14 protein-coding genes are annotated in these 20023 nt (G+C 51.6%); 1 reads left to right on the forward strand and 13 read right to left on the reverse strand.

Annotated elements, in window-relative coordinates:
• Positions 1 to 100: 100 nt before the first annotated feature.
• Positions 101 to 784, forward strand: coding sequence for a hypothetical protein (locus ACYVAM_RS05785; RefSeq protein WP_461064854.1), 684 nt, complete (start codon positions 101 to 103; stop codon positions 782 to 784).
• A gap of 24 nt (positions 785 to 808) precedes the next feature.
• On the opposite strand, the gene ACYVAM_RS05790 is transcribed toward ACYVAM_RS05785, so the two are convergent.
• The 13 genes from ACYVAM_RS05790 to ACYVAM_RS05850 all read right to left on the reverse strand — a co-directional run bounded on the left by ACYVAM_RS05790 (position 809) and on the right by ACYVAM_RS05850 (position 19945).
• Entirely contained in the window at positions 809 to 1105 is a 297-nt protein-coding gene (locus ACYVAM_RS05790; RefSeq protein WP_461064856.1) for a hypothetical protein, read from the reverse strand.
• Between the two features lie 30 nt (positions 1106 to 1135).
• Complete coding sequence (locus tag ACYVAM_RS05795; RefSeq protein ID WP_461064857.1) at positions 1136 to 3523, reverse strand: ABC transporter permease; 2388 nt, start codon at positions 3521 to 3523, stop codon at positions 1136 to 1138.
• Between the two features lie 290 nt (positions 3524 to 3813).
• Positions 3814 to 4986, reverse strand: a complete 1173-nt coding sequence (locus ACYVAM_RS05800; RefSeq protein WP_461064859.1) for a serine hydrolase domain-containing protein — start codon at positions 4984 to 4986, stop codon at positions 3814 to 3816.
• Positions 4987 to 5152: 166 nt separating this feature from the next.
• The gene (locus ACYVAM_RS05805; protein ID WP_461064861.1) at positions 5153 to 6631 is read right to left on the reverse strand and encodes a serine hydrolase; all 1479 of its coding nucleotides are present in this window, start codon (positions 6629 to 6631) and stop codon (positions 5153 to 5155) included.
• Between the two features lie 45 nt (positions 6632 to 6676).
• The gene (locus ACYVAM_RS05810; RefSeq protein WP_461064863.1) at positions 6677 to 8161 is read right to left on the reverse strand and encodes a serine hydrolase; all 1485 of its coding nucleotides are present in this window, start codon (positions 8159 to 8161) and stop codon (positions 6677 to 6679) included.
• Between the two features lie 11 nt (positions 8162 to 8172).
• Positions 8173 to 9015 (reverse strand): DUF4097 family beta strand repeat-containing protein, encoded by an 843-nt coding sequence (locus ACYVAM_RS05815; protein WP_461064865.1) that lies wholly within the window; start codon positions 9013 to 9015, stop codon positions 8173 to 8175.
• Positions 9015 to 9881 (reverse strand): DUF4097 family beta strand repeat-containing protein, encoded by an 867-nt coding sequence (locus ACYVAM_RS05820; RefSeq protein WP_461064867.1) that lies wholly within the window; start codon positions 9879 to 9881, stop codon positions 9015 to 9017. Before ACYVAM_RS05820 ends, ACYVAM_RS05815 begins: the two co-directional genes overlap by 1 nt.
• A gap of 96 nt (positions 9882 to 9977) precedes the next feature.
• Positions 9978 to 10817 carry a HEAT repeat domain-containing protein gene (locus tag ACYVAM_RS05825; protein WP_461064869.1) on the reverse strand — a complete coding sequence of 280 codons (840 nt, stop codon included), beginning with the start codon at positions 10815 to 10817 and terminating at the stop codon, positions 9978 to 9980.
• Positions 10792 to 11337: an RNA polymerase sigma factor gene (locus tag ACYVAM_RS05830; RefSeq protein WP_461065677.1), complete on the reverse strand. Its 546-nt coding sequence runs from the start codon at positions 11335 to 11337 to the stop codon at positions 10792 to 10794. The genes ACYVAM_RS05825 and ACYVAM_RS05830 overlap by 26 nt, the downstream gene beginning before the upstream one ends.
• A 349-nt stretch (positions 11338 to 11686) precedes the next feature.
• Complete coding sequence (locus ACYVAM_RS05835; protein WP_461064871.1) at positions 11687 to 12268, reverse strand: hypothetical protein; 582 nt, start codon at positions 12266 to 12268, stop codon at positions 11687 to 11689.
• 176 nt (positions 12269 to 12444) lie between these two features.
• Positions 12445 to 14130 (reverse strand): RagB/SusD family nutrient uptake outer membrane protein, encoded by a 1686-nt coding sequence (locus ACYVAM_RS05840; protein WP_461064873.1) that lies wholly within the window; start codon positions 14128 to 14130, stop codon positions 12445 to 12447.
• A 13-nt stretch (positions 14131 to 14143) separates the two neighbouring features.
• Positions 14144 to 17173, reverse strand: a complete 3030-nt coding sequence (locus ACYVAM_RS05845; protein WP_461064875.1) for a SusC/RagA family TonB-linked outer membrane protein — start codon at positions 17171 to 17173, stop codon at positions 14144 to 14146.
• Between the two features lie 345 nt (positions 17174 to 17518).
• Entirely contained in the window at positions 17519 to 19945 is a 2427-nt protein-coding gene (locus tag ACYVAM_RS05850; protein ID WP_461064877.1) for an ABC transporter permease, read from the reverse strand.
• Positions 19946 to 20023 lie beyond the last annotated feature (78 nt).

The following is a 20023-nucleotide window of genomic DNA, read 5'->3' on the forward strand; positions in this document are numbered from 1 at the left end:
CTTTTTCCAGTTTTTTCAATAGCTGCGTATATTATATAACAGGCGTTCTGACCTTTATTCTCTATGATGAGTCTTCTTCCTACCTATTATTCCGAACACTATGAAAACAATAACAGCGCTACTGATAACCACCTTAGGCATTTTAAGTCTGGCTTGTAAGGATAATGTAGCGGATGATAAACCCGCTATCAAGGCAGTTTCATTCGTTGGCATACCAACACAAAATGTCCGTTTCGACGCCCCGAATTCACGTATTACGGTTCAGTTGCCAGCCGTTGTGAACGGAGGATTACAGCCTATTTTTGAGTTAACTGAGGGAACGCGAATACTTGATGGAGTAATGGCTGATAAGACAATAGACTTGTCTGCTTTCTGTGCCTGTACTACCTCCAGCCAACCGAAGAAAGTAATCTTGCGGGTAGGTAATCAGAAAGCAACTGCGGTCTATGAATTAGTGGTTGTCGCTACGGGCACCTTAAAGGCTCAGAATACAACGGATCAATTCACATTTTCACGAAAGACAAAACTATTGGATCTACGGCTCCCGGTCGAAAACCTGTACAGCAATCCGTCCGTAACTGCGCTGCTGTTTACGGATGTTGCGACGGGGAATGTGATCAATATTAGTGCCGATGCAGTTTGTTTAAACAGCTGTATTGGCACGGCTCCTAACCAGTTAGTCTTTTCACTGGGTTCGCCCATCGAACGTGAGTTGCTTCCAGGCACCTATGCCATTAGCTTGAATGGAATACGCTTTCCGCAGCGTCTGGTCGTTATTGAGTAGGGAATGAATGTCTGTTAGCTTGCTTCAACAGGATGCTCTCAGAAGAGTGCGTTGTTTGATCAGGTCTTCTTTCCGGACAAAGGTGATGGGGACAAAGTCATCCGTTGGTGCGCCAATGTAATAAAGAGCCCAGTCCTGGTCATAATCGGCCAGCAGTTGCTGGATGCACTCAACCCGGTCGAAGGTCGGTACCCGGCAGTCGCCCCAGTAAAACAGTTCGACACGGTAGTGCAGCGCCTGTTTTTGTCCATTGATCGTTACGTCGATTTCAATGTCCTGTTTACCAGGCAAGGAGGAGATAGGAATGGCGATGTATGACATAGCTTTAGGATTAAGGATAGGTGATCGATGTTATTCGTTTCTCAGGCTTTTCACGGGGTTCGTCAAGGCGGTTCGATAGGTCCGCCAGCCAATAGTCGTCCCGCCCAGCAGGAGCATGGTGCCGAAACAAAGGCCTAACGTGCCAATGCCCAGCGTAATATGGTAAGCAAACGCCATCAGCAAAAAGCTGCCCGCCAAATAACCGAGGGGAAGGGCAATAGTCCCGGCAATGAGTAAAAGCTTCAGAAAATCCCACGACAGTAGCCAGACAACCTGGTTCACGTTGGCCCCCATCACTTTCCGAACGCCCACCTCTTTGGTGCGCAGAGCTGTGGTATAGGTCACCATCCCCAACAGACCCAGACAGGCAATCGACATGGCTAATCCGAGCAGAAGGCCCATAAAGCTCAGGTCGTCCGTATTACTATGTCGATTGGTCAGGAAATCATCGTACCAGATCCCGGCAAAGGGTTCATAGGGGTTTAGCTTTTTCCAGATGCGGGCAATATCGGCACGCACCGCTTCGGGGTTGCCACCGGTAACGTTCACAGTAAGATACCGAAAACCAGCAGGTTGGTAGCGTACCATCAATGGCCTGATTTTGATAGCCATCGACGCAGCATGGAAGTCCTTCAGCACCCCCACTACCCGAACGTCGGTGCTGTCGTTCAGCCAGAGGGTTTGCCCAACGGCGGCAGCGGGTTCGCCCAGTTTAAAGACGCGCATCGCTTCTTCGTTAATCAGCACGAACCGACCGGCAGAATCGGCCACGGATACCGGCAGATTCTGGCCAGCGACCAGGCTTAGGCCCACTGCGGGCACCAGGTTGGCGCTGGCAGAGAAAAGGTCTGCTGCCGAAGAATCACCCCCGATCCGTTGCCGCCGAACCATCTGCCAGTTACCGCCATAATCGCCAAACAGGGCCGAGGTAGCTGCCACCTGGTTTACAGCTGCCAGCTTGTTGATCTCGTCGGTCAACTGCTTTGATGGACGTCCATTGAGGGGAATGGTGAGCACGCCCGCGCGCTGAAACCCATAACTCGCGGTACTCATGTAGTGCTGTTGCCGCGCCAGGGCCAACAGCGTAATCATGGCCAACAGGGAGATAGCAAACTGAGCTACAATCAGCGATTTGCGAAGGCTGAGGCCCCGAAACACGCGAAGACCCGTCTGGCTGCGTAATACCTGCGCTGGCTCGAACCCTGATAGCACCCGCGCGGGCAACAGTCCGGCCAGTAAACCCGTTACGATGCTGAACGAAATGAAAACCAGCCATAACGTACCGTTGTTTTCCCAGGCCACCCCGCCTATCAACCACTGCTGCACAAACGGCATCGGTTCTACAACCTGGAGCATACCATAGGCCAGCTCTAAACCGAGTAACGACAGAATCACGGATTCAGCCATAAACTGGCCCATCAACTGCCAGCGTAACGCCCCGGATACTTTCCGTATACCTACCTCACGGGCACGGCTCAATGACCGCGCCAGGGTGAGATTGATGTAATTGAATACGGCCAGCAACAATGTAAGCAACCCTACCCCCAACTCTGTCTCCAGCTTCCCGGCTGTAGGTTCGCGGGTTGAGTTTATAAGGTCCTCACGCGGGGGCGAAAGCTGCGTTAGGGCCTGGCTACGGAACGTATAGCCTTTTTCAGTTGCCAGTCGAAGTCCCTTTGTGGCTCGGCGGGCTAAGCCTGGCAGCACACGGTTGAGCGTTTCAGCCCGCGTGCCGGGTTTCAACAGGACATAGGTATAGGTGCGCGTATAGCTGTTGGCGTACTGATTCCAGTCGACTAGCTCCTGTCGCCAAGTCGGGCTGGACAGGGTCGCCATCGACACAACCATGTCGAAATCGAGGTGGGATTTAACTGGATTTTGAGCAAAAACGCCCGTTATTATGAGTGCGCCAAATTCCGAGTGTTTCATGATCTTGCCAATTGGATTGGCCGTGCCGAAAAACCGCTGGGCCGTTTGCTGAGTAAGCACAACGGTTTGGGGAGCCACGGCCGCCTGCCCAGCCGCCAGCTTGAACCCGAAGAGGGTAAAAAAGCCCGGATCGACGGCGCTGAATACGATGGGTAATTGCTTGCCGTTGGTCGTGACCTCGCCGTAGCTGCGAACAACACGGGTGACGGCCTCCACAAATGGGTAGTTCCTGGCCAGTGCGTCGGCCACGGGCAGGGGAGTCGTGGCGAAGCTCAGTTTATCATTGGTTCGAGTCGTTGCGTCGGTGATGATACGATACGTCCGGTCGCGGTTGGGGTGGAACGAATCGTAGTCGAAGGCACCTTTTATATCGATCATGGCCAGTAAACAGACCAGCATGCCCGAGGCCAGACCAAAGACGTTGATGAAGGAAAACAGCTTGTGTTTCCATAAGTTACGCAGGGCCGTTTTGAGGTAATTTCGTAGCATGAGGCTGGGCAGGAAAGGTCCGGTATCCCGGTTGATCACTACGCCCAAATGTTGTACCAGTATTGTAATTGCTTGTAATTTAGATAGTTATAATCGAAAATGAACGTGCTTTGTCCGATTACGGACAAAGCACGTTCATTTGTGGACAGGGAAGTTTAGGTCGCTTCGATAGTGCTGCTATTGTGTCTTACCCCCACCCCTCTGAATGGGGCTTAGTCTATTTACGAGCAAAGCTCCCTTCAGGGGGTTGGAGATAAGACACAATAGTTGCCGGTAAGATCAGGAATCCATCAATTTGGCAGCATGGTCGCTCGTTCGTCGAGGGTCTTGGCAATCTGGTTGGACAGGACCCTAATGCGCGAAGCGGTTTGTCGATCACACTCGTTGCTGAGGACAATAATGCCCATATCCAGCTCCGGGTAATTGACGCACAGGCTGCTGAAGCCGGGAATGTTGCCATCCTGCCAAATGACGCGATAGCCAGCGGTGTTGAGTACTTGCCAGTTTAATCCGGCCGAATATCGATTTTCGTCGCCCCAGGTTAGCTGATGGGACAGGTTGGCTGCCTTGTCCTGTTCGGCCACATTCCATTGGATGAATTTCAGCATATCGGCCACGGTCGACTTCATCGCGCAAGCGCCCTGAAGTTGATTCGGCGTATCCGGCATTTGTATGCCGTTGCAGTCGTAGCCGTTGGCCCTACGATCCAGATCGGCCGGGGTCAGCGTAATTTTCGTATCGTTCATGGCCAGCGGCTGGGTTATTTTCAGGCGGACAAGCTCCTCGAAAGACAGTTTATACACGCGTTCCAGAATGTAGCCCAGTAGCTGAGCCCCCGCATTGGAGTACCTGAATGTGTAGCCCGGCGCGGCATCGAGCCGTACTTTATGTAAATCCGCAAAAAAGTCGCTTGGCGTATAATTCTGCAACAGCGCGGTGGCAATGGCCGAAGAAGGTACAGCTGTGTTGGCGAAGGCATCCGGGCGATCGGGCAGCAGAAACGGTAAACCTGATCGGTGATTGATCAGGTGAAAAAGGCGAATGGGTTGTCCGTCAAATGAGAGGTTTGGGTAATGGCCCGGTAGGTAATTACGAATGTCGTCGCCTAACGTCACCTTCTTTTCGACTACCGCCTGAGCCAGCAGGGCGCCTGTAAGGGTCATACTAATGGATGCGATGGCATAGGAGGTCTGGCTGGTTGGGAGTTGCTGCCAGTCTTTTTGAACGGTACCATAGTTATACCGATACGTTTTTCCACCCTTGTAAATGCCAATCGAAAGCCCGACGGCCTGCGGGGCTGCCATGAATTGTTGAGCGGCCTGTTCAACCAGGTGATCGACCGGGCTTTTTAAGGGATTATCCGTCAGGGCTTCTATGGGAAGCGTAACCAGCGCAGCCGGGCACTTTGGGTAAATAAGTGCCGATGGAACGAGCATTAGGGCGGAAATGAGCCAGGCATTCATGGGTAGTCGTCTGGTTTTGGAGTTTTATCAATAGATGCAAGTTTGAGCAGACAGGTTGCGCCAGTGACTGTCGCAAACAGCTTCCAGCTGTTTAATAGCGTGGTGGCAGTTTTAAGAAACTGATACCACAACGACACTACGATGGGTCGCATGGGCTGAACGTTGCCTACTGTCCAGCCTTCTTTAGATACTCTATCGCGTTCGTATTCGCTGGGTTCAGCGCCAGTGATTGCTTGTAATTTTTGAGGGCCAACGCTCTGTTGCCAAGGCGGTCATAGGTCTCAGCCAAGCTGTCGTAGGTGTTGTAGCCTTTCGGATACAGGCTGACGTTGAGCTTGAAAATTTCGAGGGCTTCCTGAAGTTTGCCCTGCCAGGCCAGCGAATACCCCCAGTTGTTTACGTAGTTTTCGTCCAAATGGAGTTCGGGATGCTTCTTACGGACATCCTTCACCACATTGATCAGTTGGGCATAGCCTCGCTTTTTCAACGCGTCCTTCAACGCTGTCAGGGCGGCCGGTTCTCCATAGAGCGCGTCCATTATTTTTTTGGACAGTTCACCAAGCTGGCCCTGTGTTGTTTGATCCGAGTTGTTGGCAAATAACACAAGAGCCGTTTGCTGATCCGGATATAGGTCGCAGTAACTGGCAAAGCCGAACGTACCGCCCGAGTGTTCCACCTGCCGCTTGCTGTCGATGGTTTTGTGAAGAAACCAGTTTAGTCCAAAGGCCTGGCTATCGGGGCTGCCCCAGGTAAGTTGATGGCTCAGGTTTACGGCCTCATTACGCTCGTCTAGCTGATAGGCTGCGTATTTCAGCAAATCGGCCGCGCTGTAGCGAAGACCACCAGCCGCCTGCATTGCCTGTATGGTGAACGCGGGCATTTGAACTCCGGTACCGTTATAGCCGATAGCCAATTGGCCCGTAGCCGGTTCCAAAACGAAGGTGCTTCGCATAGCAAGCGGCTGTTCAATCTGCGTGTTAACCAACTCATGGTAGGGCATCTGGTAAATTTTTTCCAGGATGTAACCCACTAGTTGAGCCGCCACATTGGAATGGCGTGGATGCTGGCCAGGAGCCGCCTGAAGTGTCACCTTATGCAGGTCGTTGAAAAAATCCTGCTTCGTATAACCACTCAAGTCTTTACTGATTAGATAAGGAATGGAATCCGGGTTGGCCTGTTTGTAGGCATCGGGCCTATCCGGGAAGTTGTCGGGCAGCTCAGAGGTCCAGCTGGTCAGGTTTACCAGCCGAATGGGCTTCCCTTCGTAGGCCAGATTCGGGTAGTCGCCATCGAGGTATTTTCGAATATCATCGTTGAGCCGGACACGCTTGTCGACAACGGCCCGGGCCAGCAGCAAGCTCCCGAAGGTCTTGCTGATCGAGCCGATTTCATAAATGGTCTGTTCCGTGGGTAGCTCGTTTTTGCCTTTCTCCGTGGTTCCGAAGTTATAGAACGACGTCTGCCCGTTTCGAACAATCCCGATCGACAAGCCCACGTGCGACTTCTCCTGTATAAAGGCCGTTCCCAGTTGCTGGATAGTGGTTGCGGGCGGGTTGCTGACGGCGGAGGAGGTACGTTGACTGAAAGTCCTTGTGCCGGAGAACGCCAGTAAGCCGCAAATGAAAAAGAATTGGATGGTCATCATGGGGAGTAAGTCGGATATAAAAACAGAAGGTGCAGGTTGTATCGATTAGTTATGCGGTTGTGACAGCCGTTTTAAGTGCTCGGTCGCGTTTTTATTGTTGGGGTTCAGGGCCAGCGAGCGCGTGTAATTCTTGACCGCCAGCTCCGAATTGCCCAGCCGTTCGTAGCCTTCGGCCAGACTGTCGTAGCCGTTCCAGCTTTCGGGATAGAGGTCGACATTCAGCTTGAAAAGTTCAAGGGCTTCTTTCGTCTGGCCGCTGCTCATCAGGCGGTAGGCCCAGTCGTTCAATTCATCTTCGTTCGGCTGAAGATTTCGCTTTTTCAATTCGTTTGCCACCGGGATCGCCTGGTCGAAACCACGTTTCTGTACCTGTAACCGAAGGCTCGTAATCGGGTCAGATGCCGGAATGTCCGCGTTGTAATACCCCGCAATCTCCTCAATGAAGTTCTCCGGCGAAGAGCCTGCCAGATTGGTCAGCACGATAACCGCCAGGTCATCATCGGGATAGACCAGAAAGGCTGACCGCCCACCGCCCGACATGCCAACGGCTTTGTGTTTAGCCCGGAATTTAGTCAGCCCCCAGCCCAGTGCCCATTGCGTAGGTGAACCGTTAGTATATCGGCCCGCGGTCCACATCGTGTCGAGGGCCGCTTTGGTACGTACTAACTTCCCCTGTTGCAACGCGATAATCCAGTGAGCCATATCTTCGGCGGTGCTGTTCATCCCCGAAGCGGTCCGGCGGAAGGCTGGAAATTCTTCATAGGAGGGCGTAAGCTTAGGCGTTCGCAGCCCCTGCCCATCCAGCCGGGAAACATACCGGTAGGACGGGGCTTTATGTGGTATCACATCGCGGGAGTCACCAAAGCCGGTATTTGCCAGCCCGGCTATTCTGAACTGTCGTTCATCGAATACCTGAGCGAACGGTTTATCCCTGAGTTTGTCGATGATTTTGCCCAGCAGCGCGTAGTTAGTTTGGTTATAACTAAACTGCTCACCGGTTGGGAAATCCATCGGCATGGCCTTGATTCTAGCCCAGGCGGTTTCCTCGCTGATATCTTGTCCGGGTGTTCCGAGCACCCGAAGAATATCCGGCAGGCCCGAAACGTGGGTCAACAACTGGCGAATCGTTATGGGTTGCCAGGTTGCCGGAAGCCCGTCGAGGTAGCGTGAAACAGGTGCGCCAAGATCTAGGTTACCGTCTTCAACCAGTTGCATAATGGCCACGCCCGTAAACGCTTTAGTGCAGGAGTTAAGCGCAAAAATGGTTTTACTGGTTACGGGAACTGAGTCCTGTAGGTTGGCATACCCATACGATTTACTGAACAGCAGCTGCCCATGTTGCACGACGGCAACCTGCATGCCGGGAATTTTAAGCTGGCGCATCTGCCCACGCACAAACTTGTCGAGCGCATCCGTCGGTTTTTGTGTGGCGACAGAGGACGTAGCCGGAGCGGGACGATGTTGCCCGAAGCTGAACCTAAACGGGGCTACCAATCCCAACAAGCAGAGGGTCAGCCTAAGGAGAAGCATAGCCATGCTGATTACTTCGCTTTGCGGATGTAAATATTCCCGTTCATGTTCTTCATCATGACCTCCGGGCCGCCCCCGTTGATCTTGCCATATACCCAATCTTCGATCTTTACCTGATACATGCCCGACTGACTAGTACGGCTCACTTTGGGCTGGTTTTTATCGACGTCGATATCAAAGTCGCTGTAAATATCACCCCGGTCGGACTTGAGTTTGCTGTTCGCTTTCACGCTGGCCGGAAAGGTCACGTCGACGTTGCCGTTGAGTGTCGAAAAGGCCATCGGCGTATCGGAATCAATGGATTTGAAGGTAGCAATCAGGTTACCGTTTACCGTGTTGGCAACCGCCGAACCGGCCACATTGGTCAGGTGAATATACCCGTTCACATTCGTCGCTTCCAGCGTCCCGCTCACGTTCTCGACCTCAATGGTGCCGTTGTTGACGGTGCTAACTTTGAGCGAAAAGCGCTGCGGCACTTTGATCGTCAGATCGACCGTTTGCTTTATGGAGTTCGCATGAACGTTGACCGTATTGTTCTTCTCTTCCGCACTGACATCGAGCGGCATGCCCGTGGCAATGCGTTTCATGCCGTTGGCTGCCCGATCAGGACGGTCATCGTTATCATTATTTCGACCACGTTTGGCACTGGCGGTAATGTCAATCACGACGTCTTTGCCGCTGTAGCCGATCACGTGGATGGAGCCGTTTATCAGTCCTACTTTCAGGCTACCGGGTTTGGATGGATCGCTTAATGGGACCACTAGTTGCTCTTTTACATCGTTCTGAGCGGCTAAGGGCCGAACTGCCAGCAGGCCTAAGAACAAAAGCACGGTGGTGAGTGTATTCGTTTTCATCAGGATTGTTTTTTAATGTAAATGCTTCCGTTAAAAGTTTCGAACTTGAACGTCTTGCCGCCTTTGCCAATGCGGATGGCGGTGTTTTTGTTGAGCTTATACACCGTACCTGTACCTGTCTGCTGGGTCGTTTTTATCGCCTGTACGGGTAAGACTTCGGTATCAGGAAAATCGGTGAAGAACTTGCCCTGGAAGGTCTTGAACTGTAGATCAGCGGATAGGTTGGCCGGATAGCTCACGTTAATATCCCCGTTGAGGGTATAGTACGACGAGTTTTCGGGTGGGTTGGCTACGTAGTCGACATCAAGATTGCCGTTGATCGTATGGGCGTCTGTCGTGCCTTTTACGTTCGTAAGCGAAATAGCGCCGTTCACATTACGCGCCCTAAGCGTGCCTTCTACATCCTTCACTAACACGTTGCCCCGGTTTATGGTCGATGCAACGAGGTTTATCTTGTTGGGTACTTTTACCGTGAAGTTGAGCGTAAAATCATAGTCATCGTCCCGGTTGCGGTCATTGTCCCGATGCCAGTTGCGCCGGGGCCGCGAATCGAAGGGTTCGGCGATATAGGCGATGATGCTGTCGCCCTGTTGCTCGAACTTGAGCTGGAATTCCTTTTTGCCCAACTCCAGGCCCTGACTGCTTTTGGCGGTAATGGACTTGTCGATTTCCAGCACCACCTTGTCGCCCGAATACCCTTCGACCTTAACAAAGCCGTTGACGTTGTAGATGGCCAGTACGCTGCCGGCGGCTTTCGGCACTGTAAATTCTTTACTGATGTGCTCCTTAAATTCCTGAGCGGTGGCTGGCGATTGGGCACAAGAGAGCACCAGCCCCGCCAGTACGGGGATTAGTAGTAGTTTCATAGCATTTGTTTGGAGTTTGTTTCTGTCATCCCGACGCAGGAGGGATCTTAAAGCGTACTATTCCGAAGATCCCTCCTGCGTCGGGATGACAAAAAACTAGGATAGTTCTCTGATGCTTTGTTCGATTTTACCTTTTACCAGCCCGTTTAGGTTGTCGTCGTGCAGCAGTTGCCGGAGGGGCTTGATGGATCGCTTCTCCTGCAATTTTACCATCACATCGGCCAGGGCGGACTGCACCAACGGTGACTCCTGCCGGGTAATCGACTGCACCAGTCCTTCTCGTACATGCACATTGTCGGCTAGTTTGGCCAGGGCTTCCAGCGTAACCAGGCGCACATTGACATTCTCGTCGTTGTTGAGCGTTGTCAGTAAAGCCTCCACCACTTTATCATCCACGTTAGGAATCGCTTCCGTATAACTCACAGCCCGGAGCCGTTCCGAAGCCGACGGATTTTCCAGCAGCGAGAGCATCATCATCTGGCGCATGTCCTGTACCTGATTCGATAGTGTGTCAATCTGTTGTTGCTGAAGCGCTACGGTCGTGGTACCGGAGTTGCGAAACCAATAACCGGCTCCTATGCCGATAAGGAAGAAGGCAACACCATAAGCCAGTCGAAAAGCGTATTGAGGTACCCACAGTGACCGTAGTTTCATCAACAAACCGTCAAACACGCTTTCTTTCTGATCGGTCACGGTCTCCTTATACGTATCGAGCATGGCCTGGAACCGAACCCGCGCCGTAGCACTGGGCTCTGGTGTGGGCAGGTTGCCCATGAGTTGCCAAAGCTGGCGAACCGAATTGGCTTCGGCCTCACAAGCGGGGCACTGCTTCAGGTGCATGTCGAGACGGGCCCGGTCGGAATCAGGCAACCGATTGCTCAACCAGTCGGCTAGCTGTTCGTTTGTCTGTTCACAATTTGTGGGCTGTTCGTTCATGGTCAATAGTCAGATAAATTTTCTTCAACTCGTTCATGGCGCGGTGTACCCGAACTTTCACGGCTCCTTCGGTTGTGTTCAGCACCCGCGCAATCTCATCGTATTTCAATTCCTGAAAGCGGCTCAGCACCAGCACTTCACGGTGTTCGGTACTGAGTCTGGCCATCGCGCGGTGAAGCGTATCCATTTCCTGCTGTTTCAGGATTCGCTCATCAGCGGCTGGTCCACCACCCACCCGATCGGCTACGTCGGCCAGGTCATACTGCTGAGCCGATCGTTTGTTCTGCTTACTGTGGTCGACCAGAACATTCCGGGCCAGGTGGTACATCCAGGTTCGAAACTCCCCATCGCCCGTGAAGGTGTGGCGGTATTTCAGCATCCGGTAGAACACGTTCTGTACCATATCGTCGCTGGCTTCCCGCTGACTGGTCATGTGAAACAGGAAGCCGAACAGAGGCCGGTGGTATCGCTCAAAAAGCAATCCCATCACATCCATATTGCCTGCCTTTACCTGCAGCATGAGCGCGTTATCTGTCAGAGCGTTCAACCGTCTAAAGAGTATGTTTGGTGGATTTTGGACTGGAAACTGCGCGAAACCAGCAAGGTTACAGTGAAGAGAGAAAATTTTTGAAATTTTTTGTCGAATCGATGGCGCGAGGCTCTGGCCTCGTGTCTAGTATTATCCGGCCTCTGGCCGGTACATGGTTACTGTTGTGTTCGTGATTGATGAGCTTGTCCCTACCGGCCAGAGGCCGGATAATACTAGACACGAGGCCAGAGCCTCGCGCCAGCAAACAACAAAACAGGCCGCTGGGTAAGGCGACCTGTTTGTATGAAGGGTAGGATGGAAGTAGACTGTGAAAAGAAAGTTATTGATTGCCTGTTTTGATGCCGAAACTGCGTTCGGTTTCTTTGATGATCGCTTGTTTTTCGCGCTCTGTTTTGCCAACGACATTCGCTGTCCGTTCAATGACCAGTTCTTCGCCGTCTTTCTGGAACGTGTACTGCATCCACAAACGTCCATTTTCTTTATCCTCCCGAACCTGTACCGAAGAGGGAGCGACATCACTGGGTGATAACGACGAACTGGCGTTGGCTTCCAGGCGGTCAACCTGAGAGTCGGCAGAACTTGACGAGTAAACGACATGCTCCTCCGTTGCCTTTTTTATCCGTTGCTTTTCGTGTTTTTGCTTATTGACTAGTATCGATACGTCATCGGAAGAAGCCCGGTCCAGCGAATCGATAATGTGATTTTCCAGCGCTTTCACCGCGCTCTCGTCCAAATCGGCTACGTCGAACGTGCGACGGTAATGAACCGAGCGGTCAGGTTGCTCAATATCTACACGAATGCGAAGCTGCCGACCATCGTTCGTTATTTGCTTGTTGGACGAGCGCTGTGCGAACGCGCTGCAACCAACCGTAAGCAGGAACAGGGTAAAAAGCGTTTTCATAGTATCGGCAGAAATAATTAGATCAGGTAAGTAGATTTACGCTATCCATGATCGTGCCATCTCTTTATATTGCTGTATATCAGCTTGTTAATATATGGTATAAATAACAATTGTCCACTATCGGACAAATTCTGTACGACAGCGGACAATTGGTTTATTGAGTACAACAGGAATGCTTAATAGCTATCGTTTTGCTTCAGATAACCCGGTAGGTTAGACGCTCCGTCGATGGCTGTTTGCGGAATCGGGAAAATTCGCTTCAGCCTGTCGGTATTGGTCTTCTCCGTCCAGGTTCCTTCGTATTTGCCAAAGCGAATCATATCGGTACGCCGAACCATTTCCCAGTACAGTTCAAAGCCCCGCTCACGGAAGAGTAAATCGAGGGTCATAGACGTAAGGGCGGGCGGTGGCGTTGTAATATTCCGGGCGGCCCGAACGGTGTTTACATCGGCCAGCGCACTGGCGGCATCGCCACTTTTACGAAGTTTGGCTTCGGCCCGCATCAGGTAAATATCGGCCAGCCGCAGAATAATGATGTCGGCTTCACCGAAATTACGACCACTTACCGACTTTTTGCTGAACTCGTATTTCTCCACCCTGTAGCCGGTGTTATAATCGCTTCCCGCCACTGTATAGTCAATTTTTTCGCTGAAGTTTACGGGTAGCGTAGGTTTGTTGCGGGTATCATTGAAGAGCTTACCCACCTTGAATTTTCCATCCGGACACTTCAGGAAAACACCGTTTTTGCGAATCAGGCCGTACTGCTGTCCGCGCAGAATGCCCCGGTTGATGTTGAAATCAGCTTCGGCCACGCACGAATCTGCCGGGTTGGAATAGATGCTTAAATTCTGCTTGTAGAACCGTGGGTCGACTGCTGGATCTTTGGGCGCATAAGCCGTTACCCAGGTTTGGTAATAATCAGGCGTAATGGCGGGACCATCGGTACCATTAGCTGCCGGATAAGCCGGTATGGGAAACTGGTCACCCGATATCGAAAAATAAGCCATACGGTTATGCCCGTTGAGATCGGCCCGCTGATCGACGGCGAAAATCAACTCCCTGTTGTCATGGTTAGCCGAGCCGAAGATCGAAAAGAAATCATTCGACAACGAATACTGTCCGGATGCAATGATCTTGTCGCAGTACTCAACCACCTTATCCATGTCTGCCGGAGCAAAGGTGAACGAAGCGGCAAAACGGTCGCGGTATACCGCTGAATTGAGATAAAGCCGGGCCAGCAGCCCCCAAACGGCTCCTTTGGTCAGGCGGCCGGGGCCAACCGTTGTTTCCAGATTCGGCTCAACGGCCAGAAACTCCTTCATCAAATAATCCAGCGCTTCTGAATTTCGCAGAATAACCGAAGTAGCGCCCAGATCGTCTTTTAAGAATACGACCCCAAACATGTCGAAGAGCAGCATGTTGTAATACGCGCGCATGCCCCGGGCTTCGGCCAGATAGGTTTTGGCGGATGGGTCCTTCAGAGTGGGCAGCGTATTAATGGCCGTGATGGACCGTGACAGACCCTGTAAAATAAAGCCCCAGGTACTTCGGATGTTTGGGTCGGTGCTGGTATGCGTGTGCTGGTGCATGGCAATGTAAATGCCATTGTCGCCCCAGTCGGCACCGCCCCGATAGGGCAGAATGGCCTCATCGCTGGAAATTTCCTGCATCGTAAAGTAGTTCGTATGCAGGAAAATATCCGGCAATCGGGCATACACAGGAGCAATGATCCCATCGGCGGCCTGTTTGTCGGAAAGGCCCGTCGCCGATGTTTCGTCCAGAATAACTTCGTTCAGATTGGTACAACCATTTATGAACAGAATGCCGACCAGTGTCAGCAAAATAGGTAGTTTCAGTTTCATGATGTTTTACGGATTAGAGCGTCAGGTTCAAGCCAAATACAACCGATCTTGCTTTCGGATAGCTCAGGTAATCAATCCCGTACGATGAAATTCCATTGATTTGCCGATCTGAGTTTACCTCTGGATCATAGCCATTATATTTCGTGATCACGAACAAATTCTGACCTGTTACAGACACCCGTAAGCCTGATACCCAGCGTTTGATGCCTAATGCTTTGGTATTGACGTTATAGCCCAGCGACACATTGTTCAGCCGGAAGAACGAGCCGTTTTTCAAATAGCGCGTCGATACCGGCGCTGCATTGTTGACCGACTCATTGGGGTTAGCAATGGCCTCCGGTGTCGTGTTGATCCCTTTCGACAGGCGCAGTTTGTAGAAGTTGGAGTTGGCCGTATTGTCGTAAATCTTGTTGCCCGATACACCGTTGAAATTAGCGGAAAAGTCAAAGCCTTTGAACGACGTGTTGGCGTTGATGTTGAATTGCTTCGTTGGCAGCGCACTGCCAGCCGCCACCCGGTCTTTATCCGTGATCAATCCATCGCCGTCGGCATCGCGGTAGGTACTTAAGCCTTTATCGTCGAAGCCCGTGAACTCTTTCAGGAAGAATGTGCCAATGGGTTGCCCGTTCAGGTAGCCATTGATCGTTGCCGAGGTTAGGCCCGAGCCCGATGCTGAACCCGACGGAATAACCGAATACGGTGAGTTATTGACGACGTTGTTGATAAACGTAACGTTGCCGCCCACGTCGAAGCGGAAGCCGCTTTTCGCCGTGTAATGGTACATCAGTTCCAGTTCAAGCCCTTTGTTGGTGATCGTCATGTTCGGCACGTTCGTCCAGAACGTACCTGCTGGCTGAACGGGATCAGCGGGGATCACTTCGAGCAGGATATTGCTGGAGACTTTTCTAAAATAGTCGATCCCGCCCGAAATAGCCCCGTTGAACAGCGCGAAGTCAAGACCTACGTCGGTCTGGTTCGATACTTCCCACTGAATATCAGGATTGGCCAGTCGCGAGTACGATGTACCAGCCGGGTAGGGGCCCGTAGCGGTCAGCGGATAACTGGTTGATGCGGATACCTGTGAGGTGAACAGGGCTTGCGTGATTTTAGCCGGAATCTCCTGGTTGCCCGTTCGGCCCCAGCCCGCGCGAAGTTTCAAATCGCTAAATGGCGACGACTTCATAAACGCTTCTTCCGACAAACGCCAGCCCGCCGAGAACGAGGGGAAAATACCGTACTTGTTATTTGATCCAAACTTCGAGGAACCATCGGCCCTCACCGTAGCTGTGATCAGGTATTTGTCCTTGAACTGGTAGTTGACGCGGGAGAAAAACGATTGCAGCTCGTTGAGCGTTGTGTAACCCGTGGGTTTATTGTTCGTCAGTGTCAGGTCCTGCCCCAGACCTGGGTTGTAGATCGGTAGAATGTCCGAAATTGGGAATTTATTGATGCTGTACGTACGCCCCTGAATCGAAAACTTCTGGTATGAGTGTCCGGCCAGCGCGGTCAGGTTGTGATCGCCCTGAGTGAGGGTGTATGTCAGGTAGTTTTCAATAAGCCGGTTGTTGTTATACGTATTGTTCGTTTCTAACCGGCCATCCTGAAACGGCACCGCATTGGGCAGTGCCTGCAGATCACGCGTAGAACTGGAATTGTCGATCCCGAAGTTCAGCTTGTAAACAAGCCCTTTTATAATCCGGAAGGAAGGAGATATATTTCCAACTATGCGGGTGATCTTGGTGATGTCCTGGTTTAACTGGAGGCTGGTTAGCGGGTTCGAAATCAACTGGTACTGAGCCGGTTTGCCGAGGGCATCATAGGCCGGATAAGTCGGGTTGTTCGAAATGGCGCTACCCAGCATACTCTCGATGGGTGGCCGCTGGTTGTTCGTATACGATGCACTGAGGTTGGCATCAATAGTCAGCCGATCTTCCAGCAGTTTCTGCGACACGTTGATACGCCCCGTATAGCGATCCATCTGGCTGCCCTTCAAAATACCATCCTGATTCTGCAACCCAAATGAGCCGTAGAAGGTCGTTTTTTCGGAACCGCCACCCAGCGACAGGTTGTGGTTTTTGGTATAGGCTGTCCGGGTAATTTCCTTTTGCCAGTCGGTATTGCCCTTCAAATCATCCAGAACGCCCCCAACGAGCGGCACTTGTTGCCGATACTCATCGGGCGAAAATACAGGAAGGGCCCGCGCCAGGGTCGAAATCCCGTAACTGGTCGAATAGTTGAGCGTCGATACGCCCGCTTTGCCTTTCTTGGTTGTAATGAGCACAACACCGTTAGCGCCACGGGAGCCATAAATAGCCGTTGCGGAGGCATCTTTCAATACGTCGATCGACTCGATGTCCTGCGGATTCAGAAAGTTGAGCGGATTGATGGCCCCGCCACCGCCCGTACTCGAATTGTCGAGAGCCAGGCCGTCGAGCACAAAAAGAGGTGTGCTACCGGTCCGAACGCCACCCGGTCCACGAATGGTGATCGACTGGCTACCGCCGGGTTCGCCACTGGCCGAGGTAACGTTGACTCCGGATACTTTGCCCTGGAGCAGTTGCTCTGGCGAGTTAATGATCCCTTTGTTGAACTCCGTACTTTTCAGGGATTTAACCGCGCCCGTCATATCCTTCTTGGCCGCGCTACCATAGCCAATAACGACTACCTGCGACAATTCGGATGCTTCGGACTTCAGTTCTACGTTAAGAATGGTTCGGTTACCCACCACAACTTCCTGCTTTTCGTAACCAATAAAGCCGATAACCAGCACGGCATTCGCGTCGGGGACGGATATGGAGTAGTCGCCGTTGGCATCGGTTGTCGTGCCGCGCTGAGTACCTTTTATAACAATGGTACAGCCCGTCAGTGACTCGTTGGTCAGGGCATCTTTTACCCGGCCTTTAACAATAATGTCCGCTGTTTTGTGGTGTAGTGCTGCTCGGGTATGACCGTAGACCTGCGGGGCCTGAAATGCCAACGCGATAAGCAGACAACCCGTAATCAATAATTTTAGCGGAGGTGAAGCTGTGTAAAATCGACTCATAAGTGGCTTGGTTTGTGAAGAATAAATGGACAATAGTAAGGTTGATAAACGTAGTTACAATGTCAGACGGGCCTATTAATGATTCGATAACAAGCCGCTGAGCGCGCGAAACGTATATCCCTAAGGAAATCAATTAACTACGGAAATCTACTCAATTTAAAGGCCGGGAAGTAACCAATCGTATTAAGTAATTGAGAAAACGGGATTGAGCCCACAGACTCAATCCCGTTTTTTAGGCTTGATCGCCGTTATAACATGAATAAGATGAGCTAGTTATCTATATTACGGTCTTGTTAATAAGGCGGCCAAGCGATGGTAATCCATCAGACGTACGCTAGGAGGGTGTTATTCGGACCGTAAGCTTTTGACCGGATTCATCAGGGCTGCTTTGATGCTTTGGAAGCTCACTGTCAGGAGGGCAATACCCACCGCTAGCATGCCTGTCATCACGAACATCCACCATTCGATGTCAATTTTGTAGGGGAAATCGGCCAGCCATTTCGTCATGATATACGTAGCGATTGGCGAGGCAATGACCAGCGCGATTAGCACTAGTTTGACGAAATCAATGGAGAAGAGGCTGAAAATGTGTGCCGTCGATGCGCCCAATACTTTGCGAATGCCCACTTCTTTGGTGCGCGACTCGGCCATGAACGCCACGACGCCATAGAGGCCCAGGCAACCGATGAAGATGGCAATGCCCGCCAGCAACTGGAACAGCAGATACATGCGCTCTTCGCTTTTGTAGAAGTTTGTCAGCGTCTGATCCAGGAATTCGTACTTGAACACGAAATCAGGAAAGGTAGCATTCCAGTTTCGTTCGATCTCGCTGATGAGTTGGTGTATGGCTTCGGTGCCGCCCTGCTGCGTCGACAATTTTATGCCGAGCACATGATAAGCATCCCGTCGGGTCGTCAGTACACTTGGGTTTGTTTGCTGATGGAGCGAGAACGTGTTGAAATCTTTGACGACACCCACAATTTGCTTGTTGACGTTACCGCCACCGCCTAAGGTCAGGTATTTTCCAATAATTTGTTGCGGTTGCCGGATACCTAATTTTTTTACCAATGATTCATTCACAACTACTTCCCGCGTTGTATCGGCGGGCTGATACATTCGTCCGGCAATTAGTTTAAGTCCATACGTGTTGAAATAGGACGTATCGGCGAAGCGCATAACGACACCAAAATCAGCCTCTTTTGCCGCATTGTTATAGGTGAAACTTGTCCACCAATTGCCATCCGACGACGGTACCGAAATGCTATAACTCATCGATCTGATGTTGGGCAGGCCCGTTAATTTAGCCTTCAGCCTTTCGAGTTGCCCCGGTTTTTGCTCGGGAATTTGTACCGTCAAAACGGCCTCTTTATTATAGCCTAAATCCGCCGACCGGAAGTAGGTCATTTGGCTGTAGGCAATAATCGTCCCGATAAGGAGTATCTGCGAGATGGCGAACTGAAACACAATCAGGCTTCGGCGCAGCGTTAACTGGCTGTTGCCTGCCATGCGGATTTTCCCCCGCAGCGCCAGCACCGGCTGATAGCCTGACAATACCAATGCTGGATAAAAACCGGCCAGCACGGTTGTCAGCACGGCCAGTAATACCGCAAAGCCAATGACGAACGGGTCGAGCAGAGTCAGGGCGCCAACGTTAATGTCGAGTAATTGAGCTACATAAGGCAAGGACAGGTAAGCCACTATAAAGGACAGCCCAACGGCCAGACCCATTAGTAAACCCGTTTCGCCCAGAAACTGCCGCACTAACTGTGCCCGTGTACTGCCCAGTACTTTCCGAACGCCCACTTCTTTGGCCCGCCGGATCGCCTGCGCCGTGGCTAAGTTGATAAAGTTGACACAGGCGGTAATGAGGATAAACAAGCCAATCAGCGCCATCGCCCAAACCATTCGTTTACTAACCGTGCGGTTAGCCGAATTGCCCGTACGGGTGTCGAAATGAATGTTGGTTAGTGGTTGTAATTCGTACTGCAAGTGCTTGGCATCCTCCGGGTGCATGTATTTATTGACGAACGGCACGAACGCTCGCTCCATCTGAGCGGATGTAAGGGTTGGTGGCAGGGTCAGGTATAATTGAGCACCACTGTAGGTAGATTTCCAGTCGTCCCAGCCGCCGTTGGCTCCATATTGTTTGAGTGACGCAAATGACAGCAAAACTTCAAACGGGAGGTTCGTTGTGGCGGGTGGATTCTGTACTACGCCGGTTACCACGAAATCCATTTTGTTCTCAACCCGAATGGATTTGCCCATTGGGTTCGTGCTGCCAAAATATTTGTGGGCTATCCGCTCCGACAGCACGACAGTGTTTGGGTTCTTTACCGCCGTTCGTGAATTGCCTTCTTTCCATTGGTAATCGAACAATTGAAAGTATTCAGGCTCCACGAAAGCCATAACGCCCCCGTCTTCGAGAAACTTACTGGATTTGGTATCGTTCCGTTTCACTAAGCCGCCATACAATTCATACACCATTGTCAACTGGTGTTTAAGTTCGGGAAAGTCGGTACGAAGGGCAGCTAATGCGGGGAGTGTAACGCCCGTATTACGGTCATCGCCTTCTGAATCACGATAGTAGGTGATCATCCGGTATGTGCGATCCGCATTGGCGTGGTGCCGGTCGTAACTCAACTCATACCGAATGGCCAGAAATAACAGCAAACAGCAGGCTAGCCCGAACGTTAGCCCGACAACGTTGATGACCGTATAATTCCAGTTGCGCTTCAGGGCGCGAAGGGCCGTAGTGACGTAACTATGTAGCATAATTTTAGATCATGTAGAGCCGCATACTTGCGGCTTATTCGCGTCAGCAATTTTTTTCGTAGAAAAACTGCCGGAATA

Source organism: Spirosoma horti, assembly GCF_054776595.1.

Coding starts and splice junctions, on each gene's coding strand:
- ACYVAM_RS05785 (WP_461064854.1), top strand. CDS start 101: ATGAAAACAATAACAGCGCTACTGATAACCACCTTAGGCATTTTAAGT.
- ACYVAM_RS05790 (WP_461064856.1), bottom strand. CDS start 1,105: ATGTCATACATCGCCATTCCTATCTCCTCCTTGCCTGGTAAACAGGAC.
- ACYVAM_RS05795 (WP_461064857.1), bottom strand. CDS start 3,523: ATGCTACGAAATTACCTCAAAACGGCCCTGCGTAACTTATGGAAACAC.
- ACYVAM_RS05800 (WP_461064859.1), bottom strand. CDS start 4,986: ATGAATGCCTGGCTCATTTCCGCCCTAATGCTCGTTCCATCGGCACTT.
- ACYVAM_RS05805 (WP_461064861.1), bottom strand. CDS start 6,631: ATGATGACCATCCAATTCTTTTTCATTTGCGGCTTACTGGCGTTCTCC.
- ACYVAM_RS05810 (WP_461064863.1), bottom strand. CDS start 8,161: ATGCTTCTCCTTAGGCTGACCCTCTGCTTGTTGGGATTGGTAGCCCCG.
- ACYVAM_RS05815 (WP_461064865.1), bottom strand. CDS start 9,015: ATGAAAACGAATACACTCACCACCGTGCTTTTGTTCTTAGGCCTGCTG.
- ACYVAM_RS05820 (WP_461064867.1), bottom strand. CDS start 9,881: ATGAAACTACTACTAATCCCCGTACTGGCGGGGCTGGTGCTCTCTTGT.
- ACYVAM_RS05825 (WP_461064869.1), bottom strand. CDS start 10,817: ATGAACGAACAGCCCACAAATTGTGAACAGACAAACGAACAGCTAGCC.
- ACYVAM_RS05830 (WP_461065677.1), bottom strand. CDS start 11,337: ATGCTGCAGGTAAAGGCAGGCAATATGGATGTGATGGGATTGCTTTTT.
- ACYVAM_RS05835 (WP_461064871.1), bottom strand. CDS start 12,268: ATGAAAACGCTTTTTACCCTGTTCCTGCTTACGGTTGGTTGCAGCGCG.
- ACYVAM_RS05840 (WP_461064873.1), bottom strand. CDS start 14,130: ATGAAACTGAAACTACCTATTTTGCTGACACTGGTCGGCATTCTGTTC.
- ACYVAM_RS05845 (WP_461064875.1), bottom strand. CDS start 17,173: ATGAGTCGATTTTACACAGCTTCACCTCCGCTAAAATTATTGATTACG.
- ACYVAM_RS05850 (WP_461064877.1), bottom strand. CDS start 19,945: ATGCTACATAGTTACGTCACTACGGCCCTTCGCGCCCTGAAGCGCAAC.